General features: G+C 46.0%; 19 protein-coding genes and 1 pseudogene. 2 read left to right on the top strand and 18 right to left on the bottom strand.

What is annotated here, in order from left to right; genetic code table 11:
• The first annotated feature begins 192 nt into the window (after positions 1 to 192).
• Positions 193 to 420 (top strand): hypothetical protein, encoded by a 228-nt coding sequence (locus MADE_RS04975; RefSeq protein WP_012517583.1) that lies wholly within the window; start codon positions 193 to 195, stop codon positions 418 to 420.
• A 47-nt stretch (positions 421 to 467) separates the two neighbouring features.
• On the opposite strand, the gene MADE_RS04970 is transcribed toward MADE_RS04975, so the two are convergent.
• Positions 468 to 2435 (bottom strand): monovalent cation:proton antiporter family protein, encoded by a 1968-nt coding sequence (locus MADE_RS04970; RefSeq protein WP_080663257.1) that lies wholly within the window; start codon positions 2433 to 2435, stop codon positions 468 to 470.
• Positions 2436 to 2659: 224 nt separating this feature from the next.
• Here MADE_RS04970 and MADE_RS04965 point away from each other — a divergent pair, with 224 nt between their 5' ends.
• Positions 2660 to 3559, top strand: a complete 900-nt coding sequence (locus MADE_RS04965; protein ID WP_012517581.1) for a GGDEF domain-containing protein — start codon at positions 2660 to 2662, stop codon at positions 3557 to 3559.
• Between the two features lie 67 nt (positions 3560 to 3626).
• Here the strand turns inward: MADE_RS04965 and tilS are convergent, their stop codons facing one another.
• The 17 genes and pseudogenes from tilS to rpsB all read right to left on the bottom strand — a co-directional run bounded on the left by tilS (position 3627) and on the right by rpsB (position 23355).
• Complete coding sequence (gene tilS, locus MADE_RS04960; RefSeq protein WP_012517580.1) at positions 3627 to 4952, bottom strand: tRNA lysidine(34) synthetase TilS; 1326 nt, start codon at positions 4950 to 4952, stop codon at positions 3627 to 3629.
• Positions 4953 to 5088: 136 nt separating this feature from the next.
• Positions 5089 to 6045 (bottom strand): acetyl-CoA carboxylase carboxyl transferase subunit alpha, encoded by a 957-nt coding sequence (accA, locus tag MADE_RS04955; RefSeq protein WP_012517579.1) that lies wholly within the window; start codon positions 6043 to 6045, stop codon positions 5089 to 5091.
• A gap of 68 nt (positions 6046 to 6113) precedes the next feature.
• Positions 6114 to 9578, bottom strand: coding sequence for a DNA polymerase III subunit alpha (dnaE, locus tag MADE_RS04950; RefSeq protein WP_012517578.1), 3465 nt, complete (start codon positions 9576 to 9578; stop codon positions 6114 to 6116).
• 4 nt (positions 9579 to 9582) lie between these two features.
• The gene (gene rnhB, locus MADE_RS04945; protein WP_012517577.1) at positions 9583 to 10155 is read right to left on the bottom strand and encodes a ribonuclease HII; all 573 of its coding nucleotides are present in this window, start codon (positions 10153 to 10155) and stop codon (positions 9583 to 9585) included.
• Positions 10148 to 11296 (bottom strand): lipid-A-disaccharide synthase, encoded by a 1149-nt coding sequence (gene lpxB, locus MADE_RS04940; protein WP_012517576.1) that lies wholly within the window; start codon positions 11294 to 11296, stop codon positions 10148 to 10150. The genes rnhB and lpxB overlap by 8 nt, the downstream gene beginning before the upstream one ends.
• A 2-nt stretch (positions 11297 to 11298) precedes the next feature.
• The gene (lpxA, locus tag MADE_RS04935) at positions 11299 to 12069 is read right to left on the bottom strand and encodes an acyl-ACP--UDP-N-acetylglucosamine O-acyltransferase (protein WP_012517575.1); all 771 of its coding nucleotides are present in this window, start codon (positions 12067 to 12069) and stop codon (positions 11299 to 11301) included.
• 1 nt (position 12070) lies between these two features.
• Entirely contained in the window at positions 12071 to 12520 is a 450-nt protein-coding gene (gene fabZ, locus MADE_RS04930; RefSeq protein ID WP_012517574.1) for a 3-hydroxyacyl-ACP dehydratase FabZ, read from the bottom strand.
• Between the two features lie 193 nt (positions 12521 to 12713).
• Entirely contained in the window at positions 12714 to 13229 is a 516-nt protein-coding gene (locus MADE_RS04925; RefSeq protein ID WP_012517573.1) for an OmpH family outer membrane protein, read from the bottom strand.
• 62 nt (positions 13230 to 13291) lie between these two features.
• Positions 13292 to 15769: an outer membrane protein assembly factor BamA gene (gene bamA / locus MADE_RS04920; RefSeq protein WP_012517572.1), complete on the bottom strand. Its 2478-nt coding sequence runs from the start codon at positions 15767 to 15769 to the stop codon at positions 13292 to 13294.
• Positions 15770 to 15827: 58 nt separating this feature from the next.
• Positions 15828 to 17180: a sigma E protease regulator RseP gene (gene rseP, locus MADE_RS04915; protein WP_012517571.1), complete on the bottom strand. Its 1353-nt coding sequence runs from the start codon at positions 17178 to 17180 to the stop codon at positions 15828 to 15830.
• Positions 17174 to 18361 (bottom strand): 1-deoxy-D-xylulose-5-phosphate reductoisomerase, encoded by a 1188-nt coding sequence (gene ispC, locus MADE_RS04910; protein ID WP_012517570.1) that lies wholly within the window; start codon positions 18359 to 18361, stop codon positions 17174 to 17176. Before ispC ends, rseP begins: the two co-directional genes overlap by 7 nt.
• The gene (locus MADE_RS04905) at positions 18361 to 19224 is read right to left on the bottom strand and encodes a phosphatidate cytidylyltransferase (RefSeq protein ID WP_012517569.1); all 864 of its coding nucleotides are present in this window, start codon (positions 19222 to 19224) and stop codon (positions 18361 to 18363) included. The genes ispC and MADE_RS04905 overlap by 1 nt, the downstream gene beginning before the upstream one ends.
• A gap of 54 nt (positions 19225 to 19278) precedes the next feature.
• Positions 19279 to 20064 (bottom strand): polyprenyl diphosphate synthase, encoded by a 786-nt coding sequence (gene uppS, locus MADE_RS04900; RefSeq protein WP_012517568.1) that lies wholly within the window; start codon positions 20062 to 20064, stop codon positions 19279 to 19281.
• Between the two features lie 9 nt (positions 20065 to 20073).
• Entirely contained in the window at positions 20074 to 20631 is a 558-nt protein-coding gene (gene frr / locus MADE_RS04895) for a ribosome recycling factor (protein ID WP_012517567.1), read from the bottom strand.
• 23 nt (positions 20632 to 20654) lie between these two features.
• Positions 20655 to 21392, bottom strand: coding sequence for a UMP kinase (pyrH, locus tag MADE_RS04890; RefSeq protein WP_015066408.1), 738 nt, complete (start codon positions 21390 to 21392; stop codon positions 20655 to 20657).
• A gap of 235 nt (positions 21393 to 21627) precedes the next feature.
• The gene (tsf, locus tag MADE_RS04885) at positions 21628 to 22500 is read right to left on the bottom strand and encodes a translation elongation factor Ts (RefSeq protein ID WP_012517564.1); all 873 of its coding nucleotides are present in this window, start codon (positions 22498 to 22500) and stop codon (positions 21628 to 21630) included.
• A gap of 122 nt (positions 22501 to 22622) precedes the next feature.
• Positions 22623 to 23355: pseudogene (rpsB, locus tag MADE_RS04880) on the bottom strand (30S ribosomal protein S2).
• Between the last annotated feature and the right edge of the window lie 6 nt (positions 23356 to 23361).

Below are 23361 nucleotides of genomic sequence, written 5' to 3'. Positions count from 1 at the left end.
CTAAAATAACGATAGATAACCGTTATATTACCTTAAGCGTAGCAGTAATTTTATCAACAAGTATTTAGCGTACTTTTATTAAACGTGTCTTAGTGAAACGCGAAAGAACCTAAATGCAAGGTGAACTAGGCAATTGGCCACATTTTCACCTACACTGTTTTAAAGCCATTTGTGAGGGATACCACCGTGAATATGACCGCGATAGCGATAGTAGCCATTTGTGCTTGGGCATTAGTTTCCATTGTCGACAGCGCAAAAGACAAAAGTAAAAAGAAGCTCAGCAGCAAAGAGACGGACGCCTACAAAAAAGAAATTGCTGACTTAAAAGAGCGTGTGTCGGTGTTGGAAAAAATTGTTACCGATGAACGTTACGACCTAAAGAAGCAGTTTGCGGATTTAGAAAAAGACCGCGTCGCGTAGGCCATATTACACTAGTTCCACCGCCAGCGCGCTAATCCGTAAGCGCGCTAGTTGCCTTCTAGTAACTTGCGTTCGGCGCGTTCCACTCTTCTCGGCTTGCCTGCAATAACCAAAACATCGTGGGCCTGCAAAATAGCATTTTGGTCTGGTTCTTTGACCTCGTTCCCATCGCGCCGTAACCCCTTAATAGCCACCCGCATTCTAGAAAAGTCGATATCCTTAATGGCTTTACCAATACAAGACGCATGTTCTGACAACACCACGGCGTGAATAAATTCTAATTTGTCTTCCGTGCCGTAAGTTATCTCTGTGGTTTCTCCCGGGTAAAAGCCATGCATGTGATCATAGCGCCCTTTTCTCTCAGCGCGGACTCGTTTTAAAATTCGCGACATGGGCACGCCCGCATAGTGCAACACTTGTGATACTAGCATTAAGCTTCCTTCCTGAAGCTCGGGGACCACTTGATTCGCGCCAGCACTGTATAGGCTTTCTAGCTGGTAGTCTCGCTTGGTACGCACCATGACATCGGTCGTACTTGCGAGGCTTCGAGTTTGTGTAATAACTTGCTTCGCTTTATCCACTTGATCGAACGTAACCAGTACAAGTCTCGCCCCTTCCACATTCGCATTAGTGAGAATATCTTTTTGGCTCGCATCTCCAAAAATAACCGGCTCGCCAGCATTTCGGCTTTCGTGCACCCGCACCGGGTCCATATCAATGGCTACAAAGTGAATACCTTCCATTTTCAGCATGCGCGCCACAGATTGTCCGACACGGCCAAACCCACAGATAACCACGTGATTCGTTAACGTACCAGCGGTACCCAAATTAGCCTTATCATCAAAAGAGACATCGTTATTCACTAACCGCTTGGCTATAGTCACACTGTTATTCATGAGCCATGGCGTAAGCGCCATACTGATAACCCCCATACTAACAATCAATGAAGACTGCTCTTTAGTTAACACCCCGTGGGTCGTCGCCAAGGCGGCTATAACAAAGCTGAATTCACCAATTTGACACAGTTTTACACCAGCAGACCAACCGTCTATAGGGTCAGTTTTTACTAATAATGAGGCGCCCCTAACTAAAATGACTTTCACCACCATAAGTGCAAACACACCACACACAATCTCAAACAAGCTATCCCACAGTACGGTCAGTTCTAGCTGCATTCCCACGGTAACAAAGAAAAGCCCCATTAATATGTCTCGGAACGGACGTATATCCGCCTCGAGCTGATACTTATACTGACTTTCCCCGAGCATCATACCCGCTAAAAATGCGCCAAGCGCCATAGACAGCCCGAAGTAATAGGTTAGCCCGCCGGCTAATAACGCAATAAGAATAGTGGTAAGAACAAACAATTCATCGGTTCTTGTTCTCGCTATTTCTCTAAACACCCAAGGTAGTAACCACTTACCTACTGACATTAGAAACGCGATAACAAACACGCCTTTAAGCAGTGCTTCACCAAGGGCCAATGCAATACTGACCTCACCGGTTTGAGCAAGTAGCGGGATAGCAATTAAAAACGGCACCACGGCCAGGTCTTGAAACAGTAGAATACTCACTGCTAGCTGAGTTCGGCGATTATTAAGTATGCCCATTTCCGTGGCTTGTTTGATAACAATTGCGGTAGAACTCAATGCCAATGTTCCTCCTATAATAATAGAGGCACTAACGGGAATACCGAGAAGTAGCGGGACGCAGGTGAAAACTGCGGTTGTAAAGAGCATTTGCCCCAGCCCCACGCCAAACACCAAAGAGCGCATGGCAAGCAACTTAGGTAGAGAAAACTCCAGCCCTAGAGAAAAGAGCAGAAATACAATTCCTACTTCGGCGAGTAAGTGCATTTCTTCTGGATGAGCAAACACCGACAAAAGCTGTGGGCCCGCTAGCACACCAGCAAACAGGTAAGCGAGAATGGGAGGTAGGTGAACACGTTTAAATAAGGCGACTGCGCATACTGATATAAACATCAGCACGACAATATTTAAAAAACTAGCTCCCACTTTACCTCCTAGCGTACGAACAATTTTAATTAAACTAAAGGCCAATGCCGCAAGAAGCGTTTTGGCATTCGACTTGCAGAACCCCTTATACAAATGCAGATCCGGCAAGTTTTGCCGCTGTGAACGCCATAATTGACGCAAAAATGCGGTTGGCGCCACAGAAACGTCAGGGCTTTGACACTTGTTTCTTTGCATTCCAACGCATTTTGTATAGGGGCACTACTGTGGATTTTTCAACATCAGTCTACGATAGCACACAACATAACAATTTTTATCCTGCTGAGAGCACGGGTAAATCACTTACCTTTAGTGAGTTATCAGGCTTTGTAACACAGCTACTTTCAACACTTGAGCTTCAAGAGTTAGGTGGCGTGTATTTCCAGCAGCTTAATATGTTACTGCCTGTTGTAGGGTTCAGCTTATCTGATTTCGATTCACGTTGGGTGTACGGTAACGCAAAAATCTCGTCTACATTGATTGATTTGCCCCTTCAAGGCGCTAATACCATTAATGGTGAGCAAGCCCATGTCTACTATTACATTAGTTCACCCCTGTCGTTATCGCAACGAGAAAGTCTGTTCCAACTTCATGATTTATTTGGAAAACAAGTAAAGCACGCGTTGTCACTAACGCGCGTTCAGCAAATGGCAACGAAAGACATTCTTACAGGCTTAGGCAATCGCGCGGGTTTTGAACAATCGATGACTAGGCAGCTAGGGTGGGCACAAAGGCATGACGAACCGTTCGCTCTACTGGTTATCGATTTAGACAATTTTAAATTCGTAAATGACAATTTTGGTCATGGCGAAGGCGATAAGGTCCTTATTCACGTTGCCTCGCACCTCTCAAATGTTCTGCGAGATGAAGATGAAGTGTTTCGTTATGGTGGGGATGAGTTTTGCTGCCTATTGGATTGCCAAACGCAGCAGCAGCTTACTTGCGCAGCGCAGCGTATTCAAGCAAGCATCAATAGTTCAAAGTATTTATCACAGCTAGGGGTATCTACAAGCCTAGGCGGCGCGATATATCGCGACGGCGATACCATAAGTACGCTGTTTGACAGAGCAGACAACGCGCTTTATCACGTGAAAAATTCAGGCAAAAACAGTTATCACGCAGCCTAGCGCGTTTTCGCGTTACCTGTAGGGAGCGGCAATGTATTGCCGCTTTAGTAAGTACGTATTCGCTCCCTTAGCCTTGCGTAAACGCGAGCTTAATGCGGGGAGATTTAGGCTGTAGATAGATACACTGACCGCTAATAATCAGCGCAACAGCTTGCTCATTTAAAAAGATAACCGGTACACCATTTCGCTCCCAGCGCGGCACACGCCATACTTTAAACCACTCTTTTAAAAGCTTTGATACACTCGCATTTACTGGCTTAATGCGCAAGTTGCGCGCGTTGGTTTGAAACGTAACCGTATCGCCCTCTTCTCTTTCTAATAGCGAAACATGAAGGTTTCCGTTTAACCAAGGAAGGGCATTATCAGCATCAACATGCAATACTCCGCTAGGCTCGGCGTCGTGTACGGCGTTGACCACCCAATACAAGTCACCATCAAAGCGGATAACCTTGCCCCACTTAAAATTTACCTCTGGGGTCGCATCGTGCTTGGCTTCTAACATAAGCAATACTTGCTCTGCTTGAGCTTTAGATGGTGAAAGCTGACCTTGTGCTTTAAACCATGCGCGAATGACCATAGCCTGCCACGGTCGCGACAATGACGTCAGTTTTTTCCCATCTAAACGCAAATTTGTGCGCTTACAGTCTTCAAAGTAACGCTGGGCCGAATCGTTCACTAGTTCGCTTTGCTCGGCACAAAGCGCTGCACTGCGGCCAACGGTTTTGGTTAACTGCGGCCAGCGGTCTAATAGGTGGGGAATAATCTCGTTTCTTAAGAAATTTCTGTCAAAGCTATTTTGCTGATTTGACTCATCGTCCACCCATTGCAACATTTCGTTGTCAGCAAAGGTGACAATTTCAGCTTTATCCAGTGACAGCATAGGGCGCATAATGAGTGTGTTACCGCGATACTGCACTTCACCCATGCCTGCTAAACCCTGGGGGCCTGCGCCACGCTTTAACTGTAGCAAAACGGTTTCAAGCTGATCTTCAGCATGCTGGCCTAACAACAGTACACCGCCTATGCGTTTACATACCGCTAACAGCGCGTTGTAGCGAACCTTGCGCGCTTCTGCTTCTATACTTTTTCGCGCACTGGTATCTACCTCTACGCGATGGAGGTGAAATTCGACATCCTCTAAACGACACTGCAATTCACAGTGCCGCGCCCAGCTGTCAGCATTTTCACTTAATCCATGATGCACGTGCACCGCGTGAATAGGCCCGTTGTATTGCTCACGATATTCAATAACAGCTTGCAATAGAACCGAGGAATCAACACCGCCGCTATACGCTACCACTAAGGGCGTTTGAAGAGGTAATTCGGCGTCGGTGAGACCCTTTGCGATACGACTGACAATGTAGTCGCTCAACGATGATATTTGACGGAACACGTACTGATATTGCCTTGTAGTTTTAATTGTCTTATAACGCCAAGGGGCTGATTACCTTCGGTAACCAACCCCTTGATATGAATAAAGCTAGCCAACTATCGCGCGCAGTAAATGTCGCGCTGTCGTTATGAAAAACTTAACAATAACCGAACGACATTAAACGCTCGTAACGCTCTTCCATCAACTTAGTTTTATCTAGCTCTTTAAGCTGGTTAAGCTGCTGCTTGATCACTGCTTTTAGGTTAGCTGCCATACCGTTGTGATCGCGATGCGCGCCGCCTAATGGCTCTTCAACAATGCTGTTAATTAGACCAAGCTCTTTAATTTGTGGCGCACTTACGCCCATGGCTTCAGCCGCTAATGGCGCTTTTTCAGCACTTTTCCATAAGATAGAGGCGCAGCCTTCAGGCGAGATAACCGAATACGTAGAATACTGAAGCATGTTTACCCGGTCGCCTACACCAATGGCTAATGCACCGCCCGAGCCGCCTTCGCCGATAACAGTACAAACAATTGGCACCGTAAGCTCTGCCATTTCAAACAAGTTTTTCGCAATGGCTTCACTTTGACCACGTTCTTCAGCACCAACACCAGGATATGCCCCTGGCGTGTCAATGAAGGTAATAATAGGCATGTTAAAGCGTTCAGCCATCTTCATAAGGCGTAGCGCTTTGCGATAGCCTTCTGGTTTAGGCATACCAAAGTTACGCTTAATCTTTTCGTTAGTATCACGACCTTTCTGATGACCTATAATCATCACAGGCTGGTCATCTAGCATTGCTGGGCCGCCAACAATTGCCTTATCGTCTGCAAACGCGCGGTCGCCAGCAAGCTCGTCGAATTCTGTAAAAATACGAGGAATGTAATCTAGCGTGTATGGACGCATTGGGTGACGTGCTAATTGAGAAACTTGCCACGCGCCAAGGTCCGAGAAGATTTTTTTGGTTAGCTCTGCACTTTTACCGCGAAGCTTATTAATTTCTTCTTCAATACCAACGTCAAACTCGCCACCTTGATTCACCAACCTAAGCTCTTCAATTTTTGCTTCTAGTTCGGCTATCGGCTGTTCAAAGTCCAAAAACTGTATACTCATTTCATGTCCTATTCGTACTACGCTCGTCTATGCAAACGCGAGATGTCCAATCTATCGAACTCTTACCCTTAATGGTAGAGAATTGAAACGGCTTTGTCTCCCAAACATTGCTTGAGATCGTGTAAAAGTTGATCTTCAGGGGTAACGTACCACTTTGCTCCACACGCTAAGGTTACTTCTACGTCTGGATGGGTTACCGCTAACTGAACAGGACAACTTCCACCGTTAAATGCCTGCAGGATAGATTGCATCTGACTCATTATTTTCGGTTCAAGCCGCTGGGTATCAACATTTATCGCCAGCGCTCTCGCGTTTTTCTCTCGTGCCTGAACAATGTCCATTACATCACGGGCGGTGATTGTATTGCCCCCAGAGAAATCATCAAAGCTGACCTGTCCCTTTATGAGCAATATTCTGTCAGTTTCTAGCAAACTTTCGAACTGTTCGTACATGTCTGGAAAGAAACGCACGTCCATTCTGGCACTCTTATCATCCAGTGTCACTATTGCCCAGCGGCGCCCTCGTTTGTTTGTCATAACACGAACGCCCAGTACCAAGCCAACTGCACTAGCAAGCTGGTCTTTATTGGTAGGTTTTAAGTCGACCAGACGACCGTCGGTATAGTAGCGAAGCTCGTCAGCATACTGATTGATAGGATGGCCTGTTAAATACAAGCCAAGTGTGTCTTTCTCGCCTTCAAGCCACACTTTCTCAGGCCACTCAGGTACGTCGGCAAAGGCCTGCTGTACTTCTTCAGGCTCGGTGGTTAATAGGCCAAACATGTCTGACTGACCAAACGACTCGGCCTTGGCATGCTGCCCCGCCGCTGCAAGCGCTTCGGGAAGCGTCGCCATAAGCGTAGCCCGGTGGGGGCCTAAATTATCCATCGCACCAGCAAGCACTAATTTTTCGAGTACACGTTTGTTAACACGTTTAATATCAACCTTCGCGCAGAAGTCGAAAAGATCTTTAAACGCACCTTGGATCTCGCGCGCTTCAATAATCGCTTCAATCGGACCTTCACCTACCCCTTTAATCGCACCAATGCCATAAACAATGCGACCTTTGCTATCAACGGTAAATTTGTATTTGCCTGCGTTTAAATCTGGCGGCAGTATCTCAATACCCATGCGTTCACATTCATCGACAAGGGTTACGATTTTATCGGTGTTATCCATATCCGCCGACATTACCGCAGCCATAAATTCAGCCGGATAATGCACTTTTAGCCACAGCGTTTGGTAAGACACCAACGCGTATGCTGCCGAGTGAGATTTGTTAAACCCGTAACCGGCGAATTTTTCTACCAAGTCGAAGATTTTCATGGCCAGATCAGGGTCAATATTATTGCCCTTAGCACCTTCAGCGAAGGTACCGCGCTGCTTCGCCATTTCTTCAGGTTTTTTCTTACCCATTGCACGGCGAAGTAAGTCAGCGCCGCCGAGTGAGTAACCTGCCATTTCCTGAGCAATCTGCATTACCTGTTCCTGATACAAGATAATGCCGTAGGTAGGTTCTAGTATTTCTTGAAGGCATTCGTGCTGATATTCAGCGTCTGGGTAAGAAATTTCTTCACGTCCGTGCTTACGGTCGATAAAGTTATCTACCATGCCTGACTGCAGTGGTCCTGGGCGGAATAGAGCCACCAATGCGATGATATCTTCAAAGCAGTCCGGCTTAAGGCGTTTAATTAGCTCTTTCATACCGCGGGATTCCAACTGGAATACTGCAGTGGTTTCGGCGTTTTGAAGGGTTCTGAAACTCTTAGGATCTTCAAGAGGAATAGCGCTGATATCTACATCAACGTTCTTGCCCTCTTTGATCATATCTATCGCCCACTGAATGATCGTCAGTGTACGAAGACCTAAGAAGTCGAATTTTACCAAGCCTGCCGTTTCAACGTCGTTCTTATCGAACTGGGTTACCGGGTTATTCCCTTCGTCATCACAATACAGCGGCGAGAAATCAGTAATCGTGGTTGGCGCGATAACAACACCACCGGCGTGCTTACCGGCGTTTCGGGTAACCCCTTCAAGAATACGCGCCATATCGATAAGGTCTTTCACTTCCTCATCGCTTTCATAAACTTCTGGCAGCTGTGGCTCAGCTTTAAACGCTTTTTCTAGCGTCATACCAGGGTCGGGCGGTATGAGCTTTGAAATTCTGTCTACAAAACCATAAGGGTGACCCAATACTCGACCCACGTCACGTACTACCGCTTTTGCCGCCATAGTACCGAAGGTAATGATCTGAGATACCGCCTGGCGCCCGTAGAGCTCGGCAACGTGGTCAATTACTTCATCTCGTCTATCCATACAGAAGTCGACGTCGAAGTCGGGCATAGATACACGCTCTGGGTTCAAGAAACGTTCGAATAGCAAGTCGAATTCTAGCGGATCTAAGTCGGTAATTTTAAGCGCGTACGCCACCAATGAACCTGCACCGGAGCCCCGTCCTGGCCCTACCGGAATACCGTTATCCTTACTCCACTGAATGAACTCCATTACGATTAGGAAGTAGCCTGGGAAACCCATTTGGTTAATTACTTCAAGCTCAATGCGAAGTCGGTCATCGTACTCTGGGCGTTTAGCTTTGCGAACTTCCTCATCGGGGAAAAGAAATTCTAGACGCTCTTCCAACCCTTCTTCAGACACTTTAACCAAGAAGTCTTCAGTGGTCATGCCACCTGTTGGGAACTGGGGAAGGAAGTATTCGTTAAGACGTACCGTAACGTTACAGCGCTTTGCTATTTCAACCGTATTTTCAATGGCTTCTGGAATATCGCTAAATAGCTCAACCATTTCTTCACTCGTGCGCAGGTACTGCTGTTCGCTATAACGCTTGGGCCGACGGTTATCGTCCAACGTGTAACCATCATGAATACATACGCGTATTTCATGCGCCTCGAAACCTTCACGGTCAATGAAGCACACCTCGTTGGTGGCGACCACGGGCAAACCGCGCTGTTCGGCGAGCTCTACCGCATGGTGCAAGTAGTCCTCTTCACCCTGTCTGCCGGTTCTTATTAACTCGAGGTAAAATCGATCGGGGAAGTAAGACTCATAAAATGCTAAGGCACTGTCTAAAAGCTTAGCGTTATTCTTCATTAACCCCACGCCCACGTCGCCGTGTTGTGCGCCAGAGAGTATGATTACTCCCTCTGCGTGTTCGGCTAGCCATGCTTGGTCGATAACAGCCCGGTGCGCTAAATGTCCGCGAAGGTACGCTTTAGAAATAAGAATGGTGATATTCTTATAACCTTCATTGTTCATCGCCAAAAGCGTAAGCCTAAACGGCTCATCACCAAACGCTTCATTGGTAACCCAAAAGTCGGTACCAATGATGGGCTTTATTCCCAGATTATGTGCTTCGGAATAGAACTTAACCAAACCGCACATATTCATTTGATCGGTTATCGCCACCGCTGGCATTTCAAGGGCGGCAACTTTACCTAGAATAGGCTTAACCTTATTCAGGCCGTCCATCATCGAAAAGTCGCTGTGAACACGTAAATGAATAAATGGCGATGACATGATGTTATTTCTCTTCAAGTAACGCTTTAACGGGCTTAAAACTCTTACGGTAGCAATCTAAAATGCCATACTCTGCAATGGCTTCAAAATGCGCTTTGGTGGGGTAACCCTTATGCCCCGCAAAATTGTACTGCGGAAAGGCTTCGTGAAGCGAAATCATATCGTTGTCTCGCTCTACTTTAGCAATGATTGATGCCGCTGAAATCTCTGCGTGTAGGCTATCTCCCTTTACCACGGCTTCAGAATCAAAATTCCAGGCCGGCAGCCGATTACCATCTACCCGCACAAAGTCAGGCTTTACAGGCAGGCCTTCTACCGCGCGTATCATGGCGAGCATGGTAGCGTGCAGTATATTAAGCTTGTCTATTTCTTCGGGGCTCGCTCTACCAATATTCCAGTACAGGGCTTTTTCACGAATTTCTTGGGCAAGCGCGACGCGTTTTTTTTCACTGAGCTTTTTTGAGTCAGTGAGCCCTTCAATAGGATTTTGAGGGTCAAGGATGACCGCGGCAGTAACAACATCACCTACCAGTGGTCCGCGCCCTACTTCATCAACGCCGGCAATTAACTTATGCAAACAATTCCTCCACGACAGCTTTAGCTGCTGTTTTATCAGCGTTGCATTTTAGCGTATGGTGGAGGTCGGTGAAACGGGCAATAAGGGCTGAATTGTCACTTTCGAAAAAGTTGAGTAGCTGATTGCTCATATTCTCTGCATTTACCTCTTCTTGAAGTAACTCTGGAATAATCGCTTCGTTTGCCAAAAGGTTAGGTAAGGTGAAAAACGGCGCTTTATATAAGCGCTGCATAATTTTGTAAGTTAACGGCGAAAGTAAATAAGCGGCCACCATGGGGCGTTTGCATAACATGGCCTCTAAGGTAGCCGTACCGGAAGCTAACAAAATAACATCGCTAGCTATCATCGCATCTCGCGATGTGCCTTGCGTTACCTGAATGGGTAAACGTTCCTCTGCATTATTGGCTTCCTGCAAGAATGCTTTTATTTGTGCAAGACGATGTTCGTTAGCAGCAGGGATAAGAAATTGAATGTCGCTGCGTTTAACGTGAATAGCTTCTATGGTCTCTAGAAATACTGGAAGTAGCGTTTCTACTTCGCCTCTGCGTGAGCCCGGAAGTACAGCCAATACGTAAGCATTACTCTCTACACCTAATTCTTGGCGCGCCGCATTTTGGTCGGGCTCAATGGCTATAGCATCAGCCATTGTGTGCCCCACAAAGGTGTAGGGAACATGGTATTTATCGTAAACCTGCTGCTCGAACGGAAATAATCCTAATACCCGATTGGCCGCTTTAGCAATTTTGTGTATTCGCTTCTCGCGCCATGCCCACACGGTTGGGCTCACGTAGTGCATGGTCTTAATACCCCGTGCTTTAAGGGCTTTTTCTACTCTTAAGTTAAAATCTGGCGCATCTACCCCCACGAAAATATCAGGCGGGTTTTGCTCGAAGTGGGCAAGAAGCTGCTTTTTAACTTTTAAAATGGCGGGTAAATGCGCAAGAACTTCAACAAGCCCCATAACTGACAAGGTTTCCATGTCGAAAAGACTATGGAAACCTGCGTCTATCATATTTGGACCGCCAATACCTTCGATTATAGCATCTGGGTATTGGCGTTTTAGCTCTGCAACCATTCCGGCGGCAAGGATGTCACCAGAGGGCTCTCCGGCAACCATGCCGATACGAATTGGTTTAGACATAATTAGCGGATAATGCCTCGCTCAGCGTCTTTTAAGAATTGTACCATTAGCGCTACGCCATCGAACTTGTCAGCAGGCTCGGCAAGTTTTTCCACCGCTTCGTCAATGGTATTTCCTTCGCGATAAATCGCTTTGTAGGCACGCTTAATTTCGAGTACTTCTTCTTTTGTGAAGCCCCGGCGTTTGAGGCCCTCAGAGTTGATACCTTGAGGAATGTTCTTTTGACCACTAACCATAACAAAAGGCGGAACATCGCGAAGAATAATGCCACCGGCGCCTAAAAATGCATGAGCGCCAATTTTACAGAACTGGTGAATGCCTGTAGCGCCACCAATAATAACGAAATCGTCAATATGGACGTGACCTGCAACCGCTACGTTGTTGGCAATTATAATGTCGTCGCCAAGAACGCAGTCATGGGCAATATGCGCGTTCGCCATAAATAGCCCGCGAGAGCCAATGATGGTTATGCTATTGTCCTGAACCGTGCCGCGGTGAACGGTAACCCCTTCACGGAACTCATTGTCATCGCCGATAACAAGCTCGGTAGGCTCGCCCGCATATTTCTTATCTTGGCAGTCTTCACCAATTGAAGAAAACTGATAAAACTTATTGTTTTTACCGATACGCGTTGGGCCGCGTACCACCACATGTGACTTCAGAATACAGCCATCGCCAATAGTGACATTGTCGTCAACCACGCAAAATGGACCAATAGTGACATTGTCACCAATCGTTGCACTTTCTGAAATTACCGCAGTAGGATGGATCACGTTACGCTATCTCTCTCATCGCACACATAAACTCTGCACAGCACGCGACGTCGCCATCGACACTTGCAGTACCTTTAAATTTCCAGATCCCTCTGCGCTCTTTAACTAGAGCAACATCAAACTCAAGCTTGTCTCCAGGAACAACCGGACGCTTGAAGCGCGCGTTATCAATTCCCGCATATAAGTATAACTTATCATTATTCCCCATGGTCTTAAATCCTAAAACACCTGCAGCTTGTGCCATGGCTTCTAAGATTAGTACGCCGGGAAATATGGGTTGTCCGGGGAAATGCCCCATAAAACAAGGCTCATTAATGGTAATATTTTTATAAGCCTTTACAGACTCACCCAGAACATAGTCTGTTACACGATCAACAAGTAGGAATGGATACCTATGTGGAAGTAACTCCAAAATTTCTTGAATTTCGATGGTATTGAGTGAATTGGCCAAAAACTTTCTCCTGTGTACAAGCATGACCTACGACTATTTTATGCCAACATAATTTTTGGACTGGCATACTGGTCAAACTCGCCGTAAAAACTAAAACGGCGGCAACCATACGCTGTTAAGCGCAAAAAACAAATCAGACCAACACCTTTTGGGGGTTGGCCTGATCAATTTCTCAACGGTTTAGAACGATTGATTAGTTAGTTTTGCTAACCTGCTGAAGAACTTGCTCAGATAGGTCGTGTTCTTCTTTTGCAAATGCAACTGCACCTGCATTAAGTACTAGGTCGTAACCTTGCTTAGCGGCAACAGAGTCGATGGCTTGCTTGATAAGACCAAGTAGTTTATTGCGCTCTTCGTTGCTGCGACGTTGGATGTTCTGTTGAAGAGGTTGACCTTTTTTAGACAACTCTTCACGTACTGACAAGATTTTTTGTTCTAGTTCTTTCTTCTCTGTGTCGCTCATTGTCGCTGCATCGCGCTGAAGACGCTCGGCATAGAACTGACCGTCGCGCTGAAGTTGATTAACTTCTTCAAGCTGATCTTTAAATTCAGCTTGGATAGCGTTTTGAATTTCAGCCGCTTGAGGCATTGCTTGAAAAATACCTTGAACGTCTACTACAGCCACTTTCTGCTCCGCCATTACAGACGTACTAACTAAAGCGCTACCCAACATTGCTCCTGCAACGATATGTTTAACCAACTGTTTCAAAGGGAACTCCTTTTTTGAATCTTATTGTAGAGCGCAACTAATATTGCGCTCGCTTTAATGTCTTAGAAAGTTTGACCAATATTGAAGGTGAAGAATCGTGCGTCGTCACCGTCACGTTGCTGTATCGCTTTCGAGAAGCTGAATACCATAGGCCCCATTGGAGATATCCATTGGACCGATACACCCGCCGAGCTACGATACAGACTCCAGTCAGAATAGTCCAACAGCTCGCCTCTCTGGCTTGCCGCTACGTCAAACTGACGGTAATAGTCGTAGTCGAACTCAGTATCCCACACGTTACCCACATCCACAAACAAACTTGTGCGAACGGAGTTATCCATATCTTCTTCTACAAATGGCGTGGGAACAATAAGCTCGATACCGCCAAGTGCCATAGCATTACCACCTAGGCTTCGCGTTGACCAAGATAGCTGAGCATCAGCTGGATCGCCTGGGAACACTTCACCGTCAGGCCCAACAATGGTACCCGTATTGCCTAAGAATACACCGCGAGGACCTACCGTGTTATTCTCGAATCCTCGTAGTGAATCAGAACCACCTGCTGTAAAGTTCTCTGTAAACGGTAATATTTGCTCATTGCCGTTAATATCACCGTAACCATTCCCGTAGCCAAGACGTACGCGCGCTAGGAAAGACCAGCGCTGGTTACGAGATAATGGGAAGTACCACTTACCGTCAAATACCGTTTTAAAATAGTTAACATCTGAGTTTGGTGTGGTAATGCTAAATGAAGCTCGTTGAGATGAACCCGCCGTTGGGAACAAACCACGGTTTAGCGTACTTCGACTCCAGCTTATGCTTGCCAGGTAACTATCGTATTTAATCGCTGCATCTGGGTCTTCACCGTTCGTAAACTGGTTATAAAACTGCTCAGTTTGCTCGTAGTAACCACGGTTGTATAGCTCAACGTTACTATAGGTTAAGCCAAAATTAATGCGGTTGAATTCGTTTATTGGATAACCAACATTCGCACCAATTGACCAACGCTTAGAATTGTACTGGATAACGTTAAAGTCTGAGCCGTCAAACTCACTGTAACCTAAACTACCACCCAAGCTAATCCCGTCAATCGTGAAGTAAGGATCGTTATAAGTAATCTGTGCGCTGCGCTGATATGAAACTGTGCTTAGGTTAAGGCCAACTCGTTTACCTGTACCCAAGAAGTTATCTTGCTGGATACCCGCCTGTAGGCTTAACTTGGTTCTGTCACCATAGCCGATACCCGCATTAAATGAGCCAGAAGGCTGCTCTTTAACGTTATAATTAACGTCAACCTTATCTTCAGAGCCAGGAATACGTACAGTTTCATACTCTACTTCTTCCATATAAGTAAGTCGAGAAAGCTGGTTCTTGGAAGACTCTAGCAAGTTATTTGAAAGCCACGTGCCTTCCATCTGGCTGACATTTTGACGCAGAACACTATCGGCTGTTACTACGTTGCCGTTAAATTTAATGCGGTTGACGTAAATACGTTTGCCAGGGTCAACGGACAGCGTCAGCTTAACCGTTTTATCTTCGTCGTTAATTTCTGGAACGGTAGTTACTGTTGGGTAAGCGTACCCAAATCGACCAAGATACTTACTGATAAATTCTTCTGTGTAAGTCACTTCTGCTTGGTTATACAATTCACCCGTAGTAAGCGGAAGTACGCGTTCTATATACTCTTCGTGCCCGAGTACATCGCCTACCAGCTCTACTTCTGAGATAGTGTACTGTTCACCTTCGGTTACGTTCATTGCGATATAGATACCTGACTTTTCAGGCGTCATCGAGACTTGGGTAGAGTCGACATTAAAGCGAAGGTAACCGCGATTTAGGTAGTGATTGCGCAGCGTTTCCATATCACCTTGCAACGTTTGTTGCTGATAGCGAGTTTCAGATAAGAAATCCCACCAAGGTGTATCGTATTGTAGCTCAAACGCTTCCATCAGCTCTTCGTCTGAGAAAATGTCGTTACCTACAATGTTTATTTGCTCAATTTCTGCCGCATCACCTTCTTCAAAAAGTAACTTCAAATCTACGCGATTACGCGGTAAAGGCGTAATAATAGCCGTAACGTCAGCGTTGTATTTACCAATGCTGTAGAAGAAGTCTTTTAACCCGTTCTCAATCGAAGTAAGCACGGTTTTATCAAGCGGTTCACCAATGCGAACGCCGTTACCGTCCAAGCTTTCCTGAAGCTGCTCATCTTTAATATCATCATTCCCTTCGAAAATGATGTTACTGATGGTTGGACGCTCTGCTACACGCACCACAAGGGTGTTACCGTCGCGAAGTATTTCAACGTTTTCAAAGTGAGTTGAAGAGTACAACGAGCGAATTAGCTGCGTTACCCTAAATGTATTAAGCTCGTCGCCAACTTGTACGGGCAAGTAGGTCAGGGCTGCACCAAGTGCAACACGTTGTAAACCTTCTACACGAATGTCTTTAACGACAAATTCACTGTCTTGCGCCGCAGCATTGGCAAAGCTAGCACTGGAAAGAATGGCTCCGGCTGCTACTAACTGTTTTAACTTCATCTATTTTTCTTTTCCTGGCCGCGTTTTGTATTAGCTGTTTTGTACTTCCTGATTTTCATCAGGTTATGCGAGCGATATCGTTAAAAATTGCGATACCCATGATCATAAACAGAAGCACGCCACCTATTCTGTAACCCCATTCCTGCACTGCTTCTGGCACAGGTTTGCCTGTGATCCACTCCACGATAAAAAACATGAGGTGACCACCGTCAAGCATGGGCAAGGGTAATAAATTTATAATGCCTAAATTTACGCTTATTAAGGCAAGAAAACTCAAGAAGTACGCAAGTCCATACCCAGCACTTGTTCCCGCACCTTGAGCAATTGAGATAGGGCCGCTTAAATTTTTCACCGACACGTCGCCAGTAATAAGCTTTCCTATCATTTCGACACTCAGTGTCATAAGACGCCATGTTTTATCTAACGCCTTCCCAATAGCCTCTATAATGCCATATTGATGGGTAAACACATACCCTTCTGGCCAAGGCTCAAATGTTGGGCTTACACCTAGATACCCACTTTGCCCCTGTGGTGTATCGCGGCGCGCTATCGTGGCATCTAACGTAAGCGGTTGTCCATCCCTTAGGATATCAAGCGAAATACGCTCACCAGGGCTTTCTACAATTACGTCAACTAAACGCTCCCACGATGTCAACTTAGTGCCATTTAATGCTTTAAGCTCGTCACCAGGTTTTAACCCTGCTTGCTGAGCGGCACTACCCTCACCAACAAAACCAACGGTTAATGTTGCATCGGGTCGATAAGGGGTTAACCCTAAGCTGCTTAAAGGAGACTCGCTATCTGGGTCAAAGTTCCAAGACTTCAGTGTAAATGTCAGTTCTTTTTCGACATTTGATGAATTTTTCACCGTCACACTGGCATTTTCCGACCCAATATTAGACACAATCTCAAGGTTAACGGCTTCCCAATCTGGTGTGCTTCTATCACCTACTTTGATGATTTCATCACCAGGCTGCACCCCAGCGATTGCTGCAATACTGTCTGTTTCAATACTTTTTACAACAGGCTTTACGGTGTCTAGCCCTACGAGATACATCAGCCACAAGGCAAAGAAAGCAAAAATAAAATTAACGCCAGGCCCCGCTGCAATCACAGCCATACGCTGCAACACAGGTTTATTGTTAAAGGCTTTATCTTCTAATTCAGGCGGTACATCGTCGATACGCCCATCTAGCATTCTCACATATCCGCCTAACGGAATCATAGCGATGACATACTCAGTGCCAGACTTACTTACCTTGCGCCAAATAGGTTTACCAAAACCGATTGAAAAGCGTTCTACCTGAACACCACATTTGCGGGCAACATAAAAGTGCCCCCATTCATGAACAGCAACCAAAATACCTAGGGCAACGATGAACGCACCTAAGCTCCACAAAAAGGCTAGCACTGGAATTTACCTCGAATAATCTCGTCAGCTTTAACTCGGGCTAAAGTATCTTGCTCAAGTATTTGCTGAATAGAACTAACAGAAACGTAAGGCATGGCATTTAGCGTAGCTTCATTTACTTTTGCAATATCACAAAATTGAATCTTACCGTCTAAAAAGGCCGCAACCGATACTTCGTTGGCCGCATTCATCCGTGTTGTTGCACACTGCCCTTCTTTGCAGGCATCAATGGCCAGTTTCAAATTAGGGTAGCGCTTTAAACAAGGCGTTTGAAAGCTAAAGTTAGCAATATCTGAAAAGTCTAGGGGCTTAACCCCCGCTTCGATGCGCGCTGGATGCGCTAAGCCATAAGCAATCGGTGTTCGCATATCCGGGTTACCCATTTGCGCGATAACCGAGCCATCAATATATTGCACCATGGAATGAATGATACTTTGCGGGTGAATAACCACATCGATATCATCAGCACCAGCCCCAAACAGCCAACAAGCTTCAATAAACTCTAACCCCTTGTTCATCATGGTGGCTGAGTCGATAGTAATCTTTCTTCCCATCGACCAGTTAGGGTGCGTACTTGCCTCATCAATAGTAATTGATGAAAAGCTATCTAATGGGCGCTCTCGAAATGGTCCACCTGAGCCCGTTAGCAATAGTTTACGGATACCCGCGGTGGTGAAATTCCCGTATTCGTAATCATGGGGTAGGCACTGAAAAATTGCGTTGTGCTCGCTATCAATAGGAAGGATTTTTGCGCCGCTTTGGTTTGCCGCATCAATAAACAGTTTCCCCGACATCACCAACGCTTCTTTGTTGGCAAGCAGAACGCGCTTGCCTGCTTTGACCGCGGCCAGCGTGGGCAATAATCCGGCTGCGCCGACAATGGCGGCCATGACCGCATCCACTTCAGGCGCGCTTGATACGTCTTCAAGGGCATGGGAGCCTGTGAGTATTTCAGCGTCTACGCCGTAGTGAGAAGCAAGTTCACACGCGGCTTTATAATGCGTATCATCTGCAATCACAACAAAACGAGGCGCGCATTTTTGCGCCTGTTGCATAAGCAATTCAAGCTGCGAATTACCCGTAATGGCAAATACGCGATACTTTTCTGGGTGGCGGTTTATAACATCAAGTGTATTACAACCAATGGAGCCTGTGGCCCCTAACACTGTTACTGTTTGCATTACGCCATCCAAGTTACATAGCAGAAGGCAAATACTGGGAATGCTGCTGTCAGGCTATCGATTCTATCTAACACGCCACCGTGACCGGGGAGAATCTTGCCACTGTCTTTTATACCTGCACAGCGTTTAAGCATACTTTCATTTAAATCGCCTAGCGCAGAAACGGCAACCGTAATTCCACCTATAGCCAGGTGTAGCCAAATGCGAGAGGGCTCAACCTGATAATGAAGCGCCGCGAACGCGATAATGGCGAAAGAGGCAGCAATACCACCAAGCAGGCCTTCTAAGCTTTTCCCAGGTGATACATTCGGGCGCAGTTTGTGACGGCCAAATTTTACGCCTACAAAGAATGCACCTATATCGGCGGCCCACACAATGCCTAAAACATAAAATATCAGTGACGCACCGTAAAATGGGTCAACGTCGTGAAGACTGGTACGAAGGGCCACCACTGCAACCCACGTAGGGATTAGCGTAAGTGCGCCAAATACCGTTCTGACACTTCGGCTGTCTTTCCAAAACCGAGAATATTTGGGGTAAGCAAGCACCATAAATAGCGAGGCTATCCACCACAATACGGCAATAGAAAGTATGCCTGTATACAAACCGTGAAGCTGTCCTTGATACCAAATTACGCTTGCATCGACGATAAAAGACAAGGCTATACATATACCAAAAGCGCCCGCCATATAAAGCAGCTTCTTAGGCCGCTCACACACGCCAGACATATTTGCCCATTCATAAGCGCCGATACCGACCACGCCAGCAATCGCGATTTCAAACCAGAAGATGGGAAGGAAAAGAATGGCGTAGAGCGCCAGCGGCGCCAGAATTAATGCAGTTATTATTCGTTGTTTTAGCATAGTGTGCCCTTGGCTTTTGTTACCAGGGCTAGCCTGATAATTGCCTGCATGGTGTTAACCATCGGCTGTGACAACCTGTTCGCCAGTAAGACCAAATCGACGCTGGCGTACATTGTAATCGTTTACGGCTAATTGAAACACGTCTTCATTGAAGTCGGGCCATAAAACGTCGGTAAAATACAGTTCAGCATAGGCGCATTGCCACAGCAAGAAGTTACTTATACGGTGTTCGCCGCCAGTGCGAATAAGAAGGTCTAACTCTGGAAGGTTAGCGGTTGAAATGTGCGCATTTAATGCGTCTTCTGTGATGTCTTGTACATCGAGTTCGCCGCTTTTCACTTGCGATGCAAGTTGCTTAGCCGCATTTACAATGTCCCATCTACCGCCGTAATTTGCAGCGATATTCAAGACAAGATCTTTGTTATCTTTGGTCATGTCTTCAGCTTTTCGAATCTTTTCGACAAGCTTGGCATCGAATGCCTCGACGTCTCCAATAACCTGTAACCGTACGCCGTTTTTATGTAGGCGCTTTGCTTCACTATTAAGAACAAGATTGAACAGGTCCATCAGAACACTGACTTCTTCTTCTGGTCTCTTCCAGTTTTCGCTTGAAAACGCAAACAATGTAAGTGACTCGATGCCATTTTGGCGTGCAAAACGCACTACTGCACGTACAGACTCTACCCCGGCTTTATGCCCAAAGGTACGAATTTTCCCTTTCTTTTGCGCCCATCGACCGTTGCCATCCATAATGATAGCAACGTGCTTCGGGCCAGTAGTCGTTGCTACTGGCGCCTCGGCCTTCGACGATTTGGCTGCGCTTAAACGCTTTCCAATCATAATACTTACTTAAACTTCCATCAGTTCTTTTTCTTTGTCAGCTAGCAAGCTGTCAACTTTCTTAATGAACTCGTTAGTAATAGACTGAATATTTTCTTCTGCTGCGCGGCTTTCATCTTCGCTGATTTCTTTTTCTTTAAGCAGATCTTTTACATCGCCATTCGCGTCACGACGGATGTTACGGATAGCGACACGACCACCTTCCGCTTCATTGCGAACAACGCGGATAAGGTCTTTACGACGCTCTTCAGTAAGAGGAGGAAGTGGAATACGAATTGAACCACCTGCACTCATTGGGTTTAAACCCAAATCAGACTGCATAATGGCTTTTTCTACCGCTTGAATGGCGCTTTTATCAAACACAGTTAACGCTAGAGTACGACTGTCTTCTGCAACGACGTTAGCCACTTGCTTTAGCGGCGTGTCTACACCGTAATAAGGTACCATGATGCCATCTAGAAGGCTTGGATGCGCACGACCTGTGCGGATTTTGCTGAATTGGCCCTTAAGTGCAACTAGGCTTTTTTCCATGCGCTCTTGCGCATCTAATTCAATTTCATCAATCACGTTTTGTATCCTATTGTTCTTAATTAATCGTTGTCAGCGTGGCGAATAATTGTGCCTTCTTTTTCACCCATCACAACACGTTTTAGGCAACCAGGCTTATTCATATTGAATACGCGAATTGGTAAACCGTGGTCGCGAGCAAGAGTAAACGCTGACAAATCCATTACTTTTAATTCTTTTTCCAGTACTTCCTGATACGACAACTCATCATATAACGTTGCTTCAGGATTTTTTACCGGGTCATCACTGTAAACGCCGTCTACTTTGGTCGCTTTTAGGACTGCGTCAGCTTCAATTTCAATACCGCGAAGACATGCGGCTGAATCTGTGGTGAAGAAAGGGTTCCCCGTACCTGCAGAGAATATTACCACACGACCCGATTTAAGTAGGCTGATAGCTTCTGCCCAGTTGTACGCATCACATACGCCGTTCAGCGGAATAGCAGACATCATACGAGCATTAACGAACGCGCGGTGAAGCGCATCGCGCATGGCTAGGCCGTTCATAACAGTAGCTAACATCCCCATGTGATCACCCACTACGCGATTCATGCCCGCTTTAGCTAGGCCTTCACCACGAAATAAGTTACCACCACCGATAACCAAACCAACTTGAACACCAAGTTCAACCAGCTCTTTTATTTCTTGTGCCATTCTATCTAGCACTTTAGGGTCTATGCCAAAGCCTTCTTCACCCATTAGGGCTTCGCCACTAAGCTTTAACAGAATGCGTCGGTATGCTGATTTTGGTGTGATACTCATAGTTTGAAATGTCCTCGTAAACCCGTTTTGTCCTATGTCTTTCAATACATTACTGAGTTAAAAAACATAGGACAAAGCGCTTTCGTTGTCAGGCAGGCGCACGCTAATCTCGCCTAGCTTCACACTTACGCATTGCAATGGCAACACTCAAGACGTACAGCTATAAAAAAGCACCTCAAAAGAGGTGCTTTGTAGTTTATCTAACTATTGCGTAATGCAAAAGATAAACACTCAATTATTTCTTAGCAGCTTCCATTTGAGCAGCTACTTCAGCAGCGAAGTCTTCAGTCTTCTTCTCGATACCTTCACCTACTTCGAAACGTACGAAGTTGATTACGTCTGCGCTGTTGTTCTTAAGAAGCTCAGCAACAGAGATTGAAGGATCTTTAACGAAAGGCTGACCAGTCAAGCTCACTTCACCAGTGAACTTCTTCATGCGGCCTGCAACCATTTTCTCAGCAATCTCAGCTGGCTTGCCAGACTGAATAGCGATTTCGATTTGGATTTCTTTCTCTTTCTCTACAACTTCAGCCGGAACATTTTCAGGCTTAACAAACTGCGGGCTTGCAGCTGCAACGTGCATTGCCACGTCTTTTGCTAGCTCTTCGTCACCGCCAGTTAGGATAGAGATAACACCGATACGGCCGCCGTGTACGTATGCGCCAAGGGTGTCGCCTTCAACGTTGATAACGCGACGAGGAGAGATGTTCTCACCGATTTTAGCAACAAGCGCGTCACGAACTTCGCTTACTTTAGAACCGTTAAGTTCTGCATCGTTAAGCGCGTCGATGTCGTTGATGTTGTTCGCTGCTGCTACTTCTAGAAGCTCGTTACCGAACTTAAGGAAACCTTCGTCACGTGCTACGAAGTCAGTTTCACAGTTTAGTTCAAGCATGGTCGCACGACCACCTTCAACTTTAGTAAGGATTACACCTTCAGCTGCGATACGACCAGCTTTTTTAGCCGCTTTCGCTTGACCTGATTTACGCATGTTTTCAATGGCTAACTCAATGTCACCATCCGTTTCAACCAGGGCTTTTTTACAATCCAGCATACCTGCGCCAGTACGTTCGCGCAGTTCTTTAACTAGTGCTGCAGTCACTGCCATTTTTCAATTCCTCAGCATTAAATATAAAATTCGTTAGGTAAAAGGGGCGATGCCGCCCCTCTCAATACGTTTCGTATTGTAGTACCGCCATATTATCTAGATATGACAGTAAGCAATCAGAATTACTCTGCCGCTTCTACGAAGTCGTCTTGCTCAGCTTGTACTTCAAGGTTGCTTTCGCGACCTGAGTTGATAGCGTTTGCAGCAGCATCCAAGTAAAGTTGGATAGCGCGGATAGCATCGTCGTTACCAGGGATGATGTAATCAACACCGTCTGGGTTAGAGTTTGTATCAACAACACCAACAACAGGAATACCTAGGTTACGAGCTTCTGTTACAGCAATGTGCTCGTGATCTGCGTCGATAACAAAGATCGCGTCTGGAAGACCGCCCATGTCTTTGATACCGCCAAGGCTGTTTTCAAGCTTGTCCATTTCGCGCTGAAGCATAAGTGCTTCTTTCTTAGTTAGCTTCTCAAACGTACCGTCTTGAGCTTGTTGCTCTAGATCTTTAAGACGCTTGATTGACTGACGAACTGTTTTCCAGTTAGTCAGCATACCACCTAACCAACGCTTGTTTACGTAGTACTGGTCGCATTTAAGAGCAGCATCTTTAACTGCTTCGCCAGCGGCGCGCTTAGTACCAACGAAAAGGATTTTACCTTTCTTAGACGCAACACNCTGAAAGGTAGTTAAGTGCGTTGTTGAAAAGTGGAACCGTTTTTTCAAGGTTGATGATATGAACTTTATTACGTGCGCCGAAGATGAAAGGCTTCATCTTTGGGTTCCAGTAACGAGTTTGGTGACCGAAATGCACACCTGCTTTCAGCATGTCACGCATAGAAACATTAGCCATTTTATT

Source organism: Alteromonas mediterranea DE (assembly GCF_000020585.3).
Classification (GTDB): domain Bacteria; phylum Pseudomonadota; class Gammaproteobacteria; order Enterobacterales; family Alteromonadaceae; genus Alteromonas; species Alteromonas mediterranea.
This window is presented reverse-complemented; position numbering and strand designations above follow the sequence as displayed.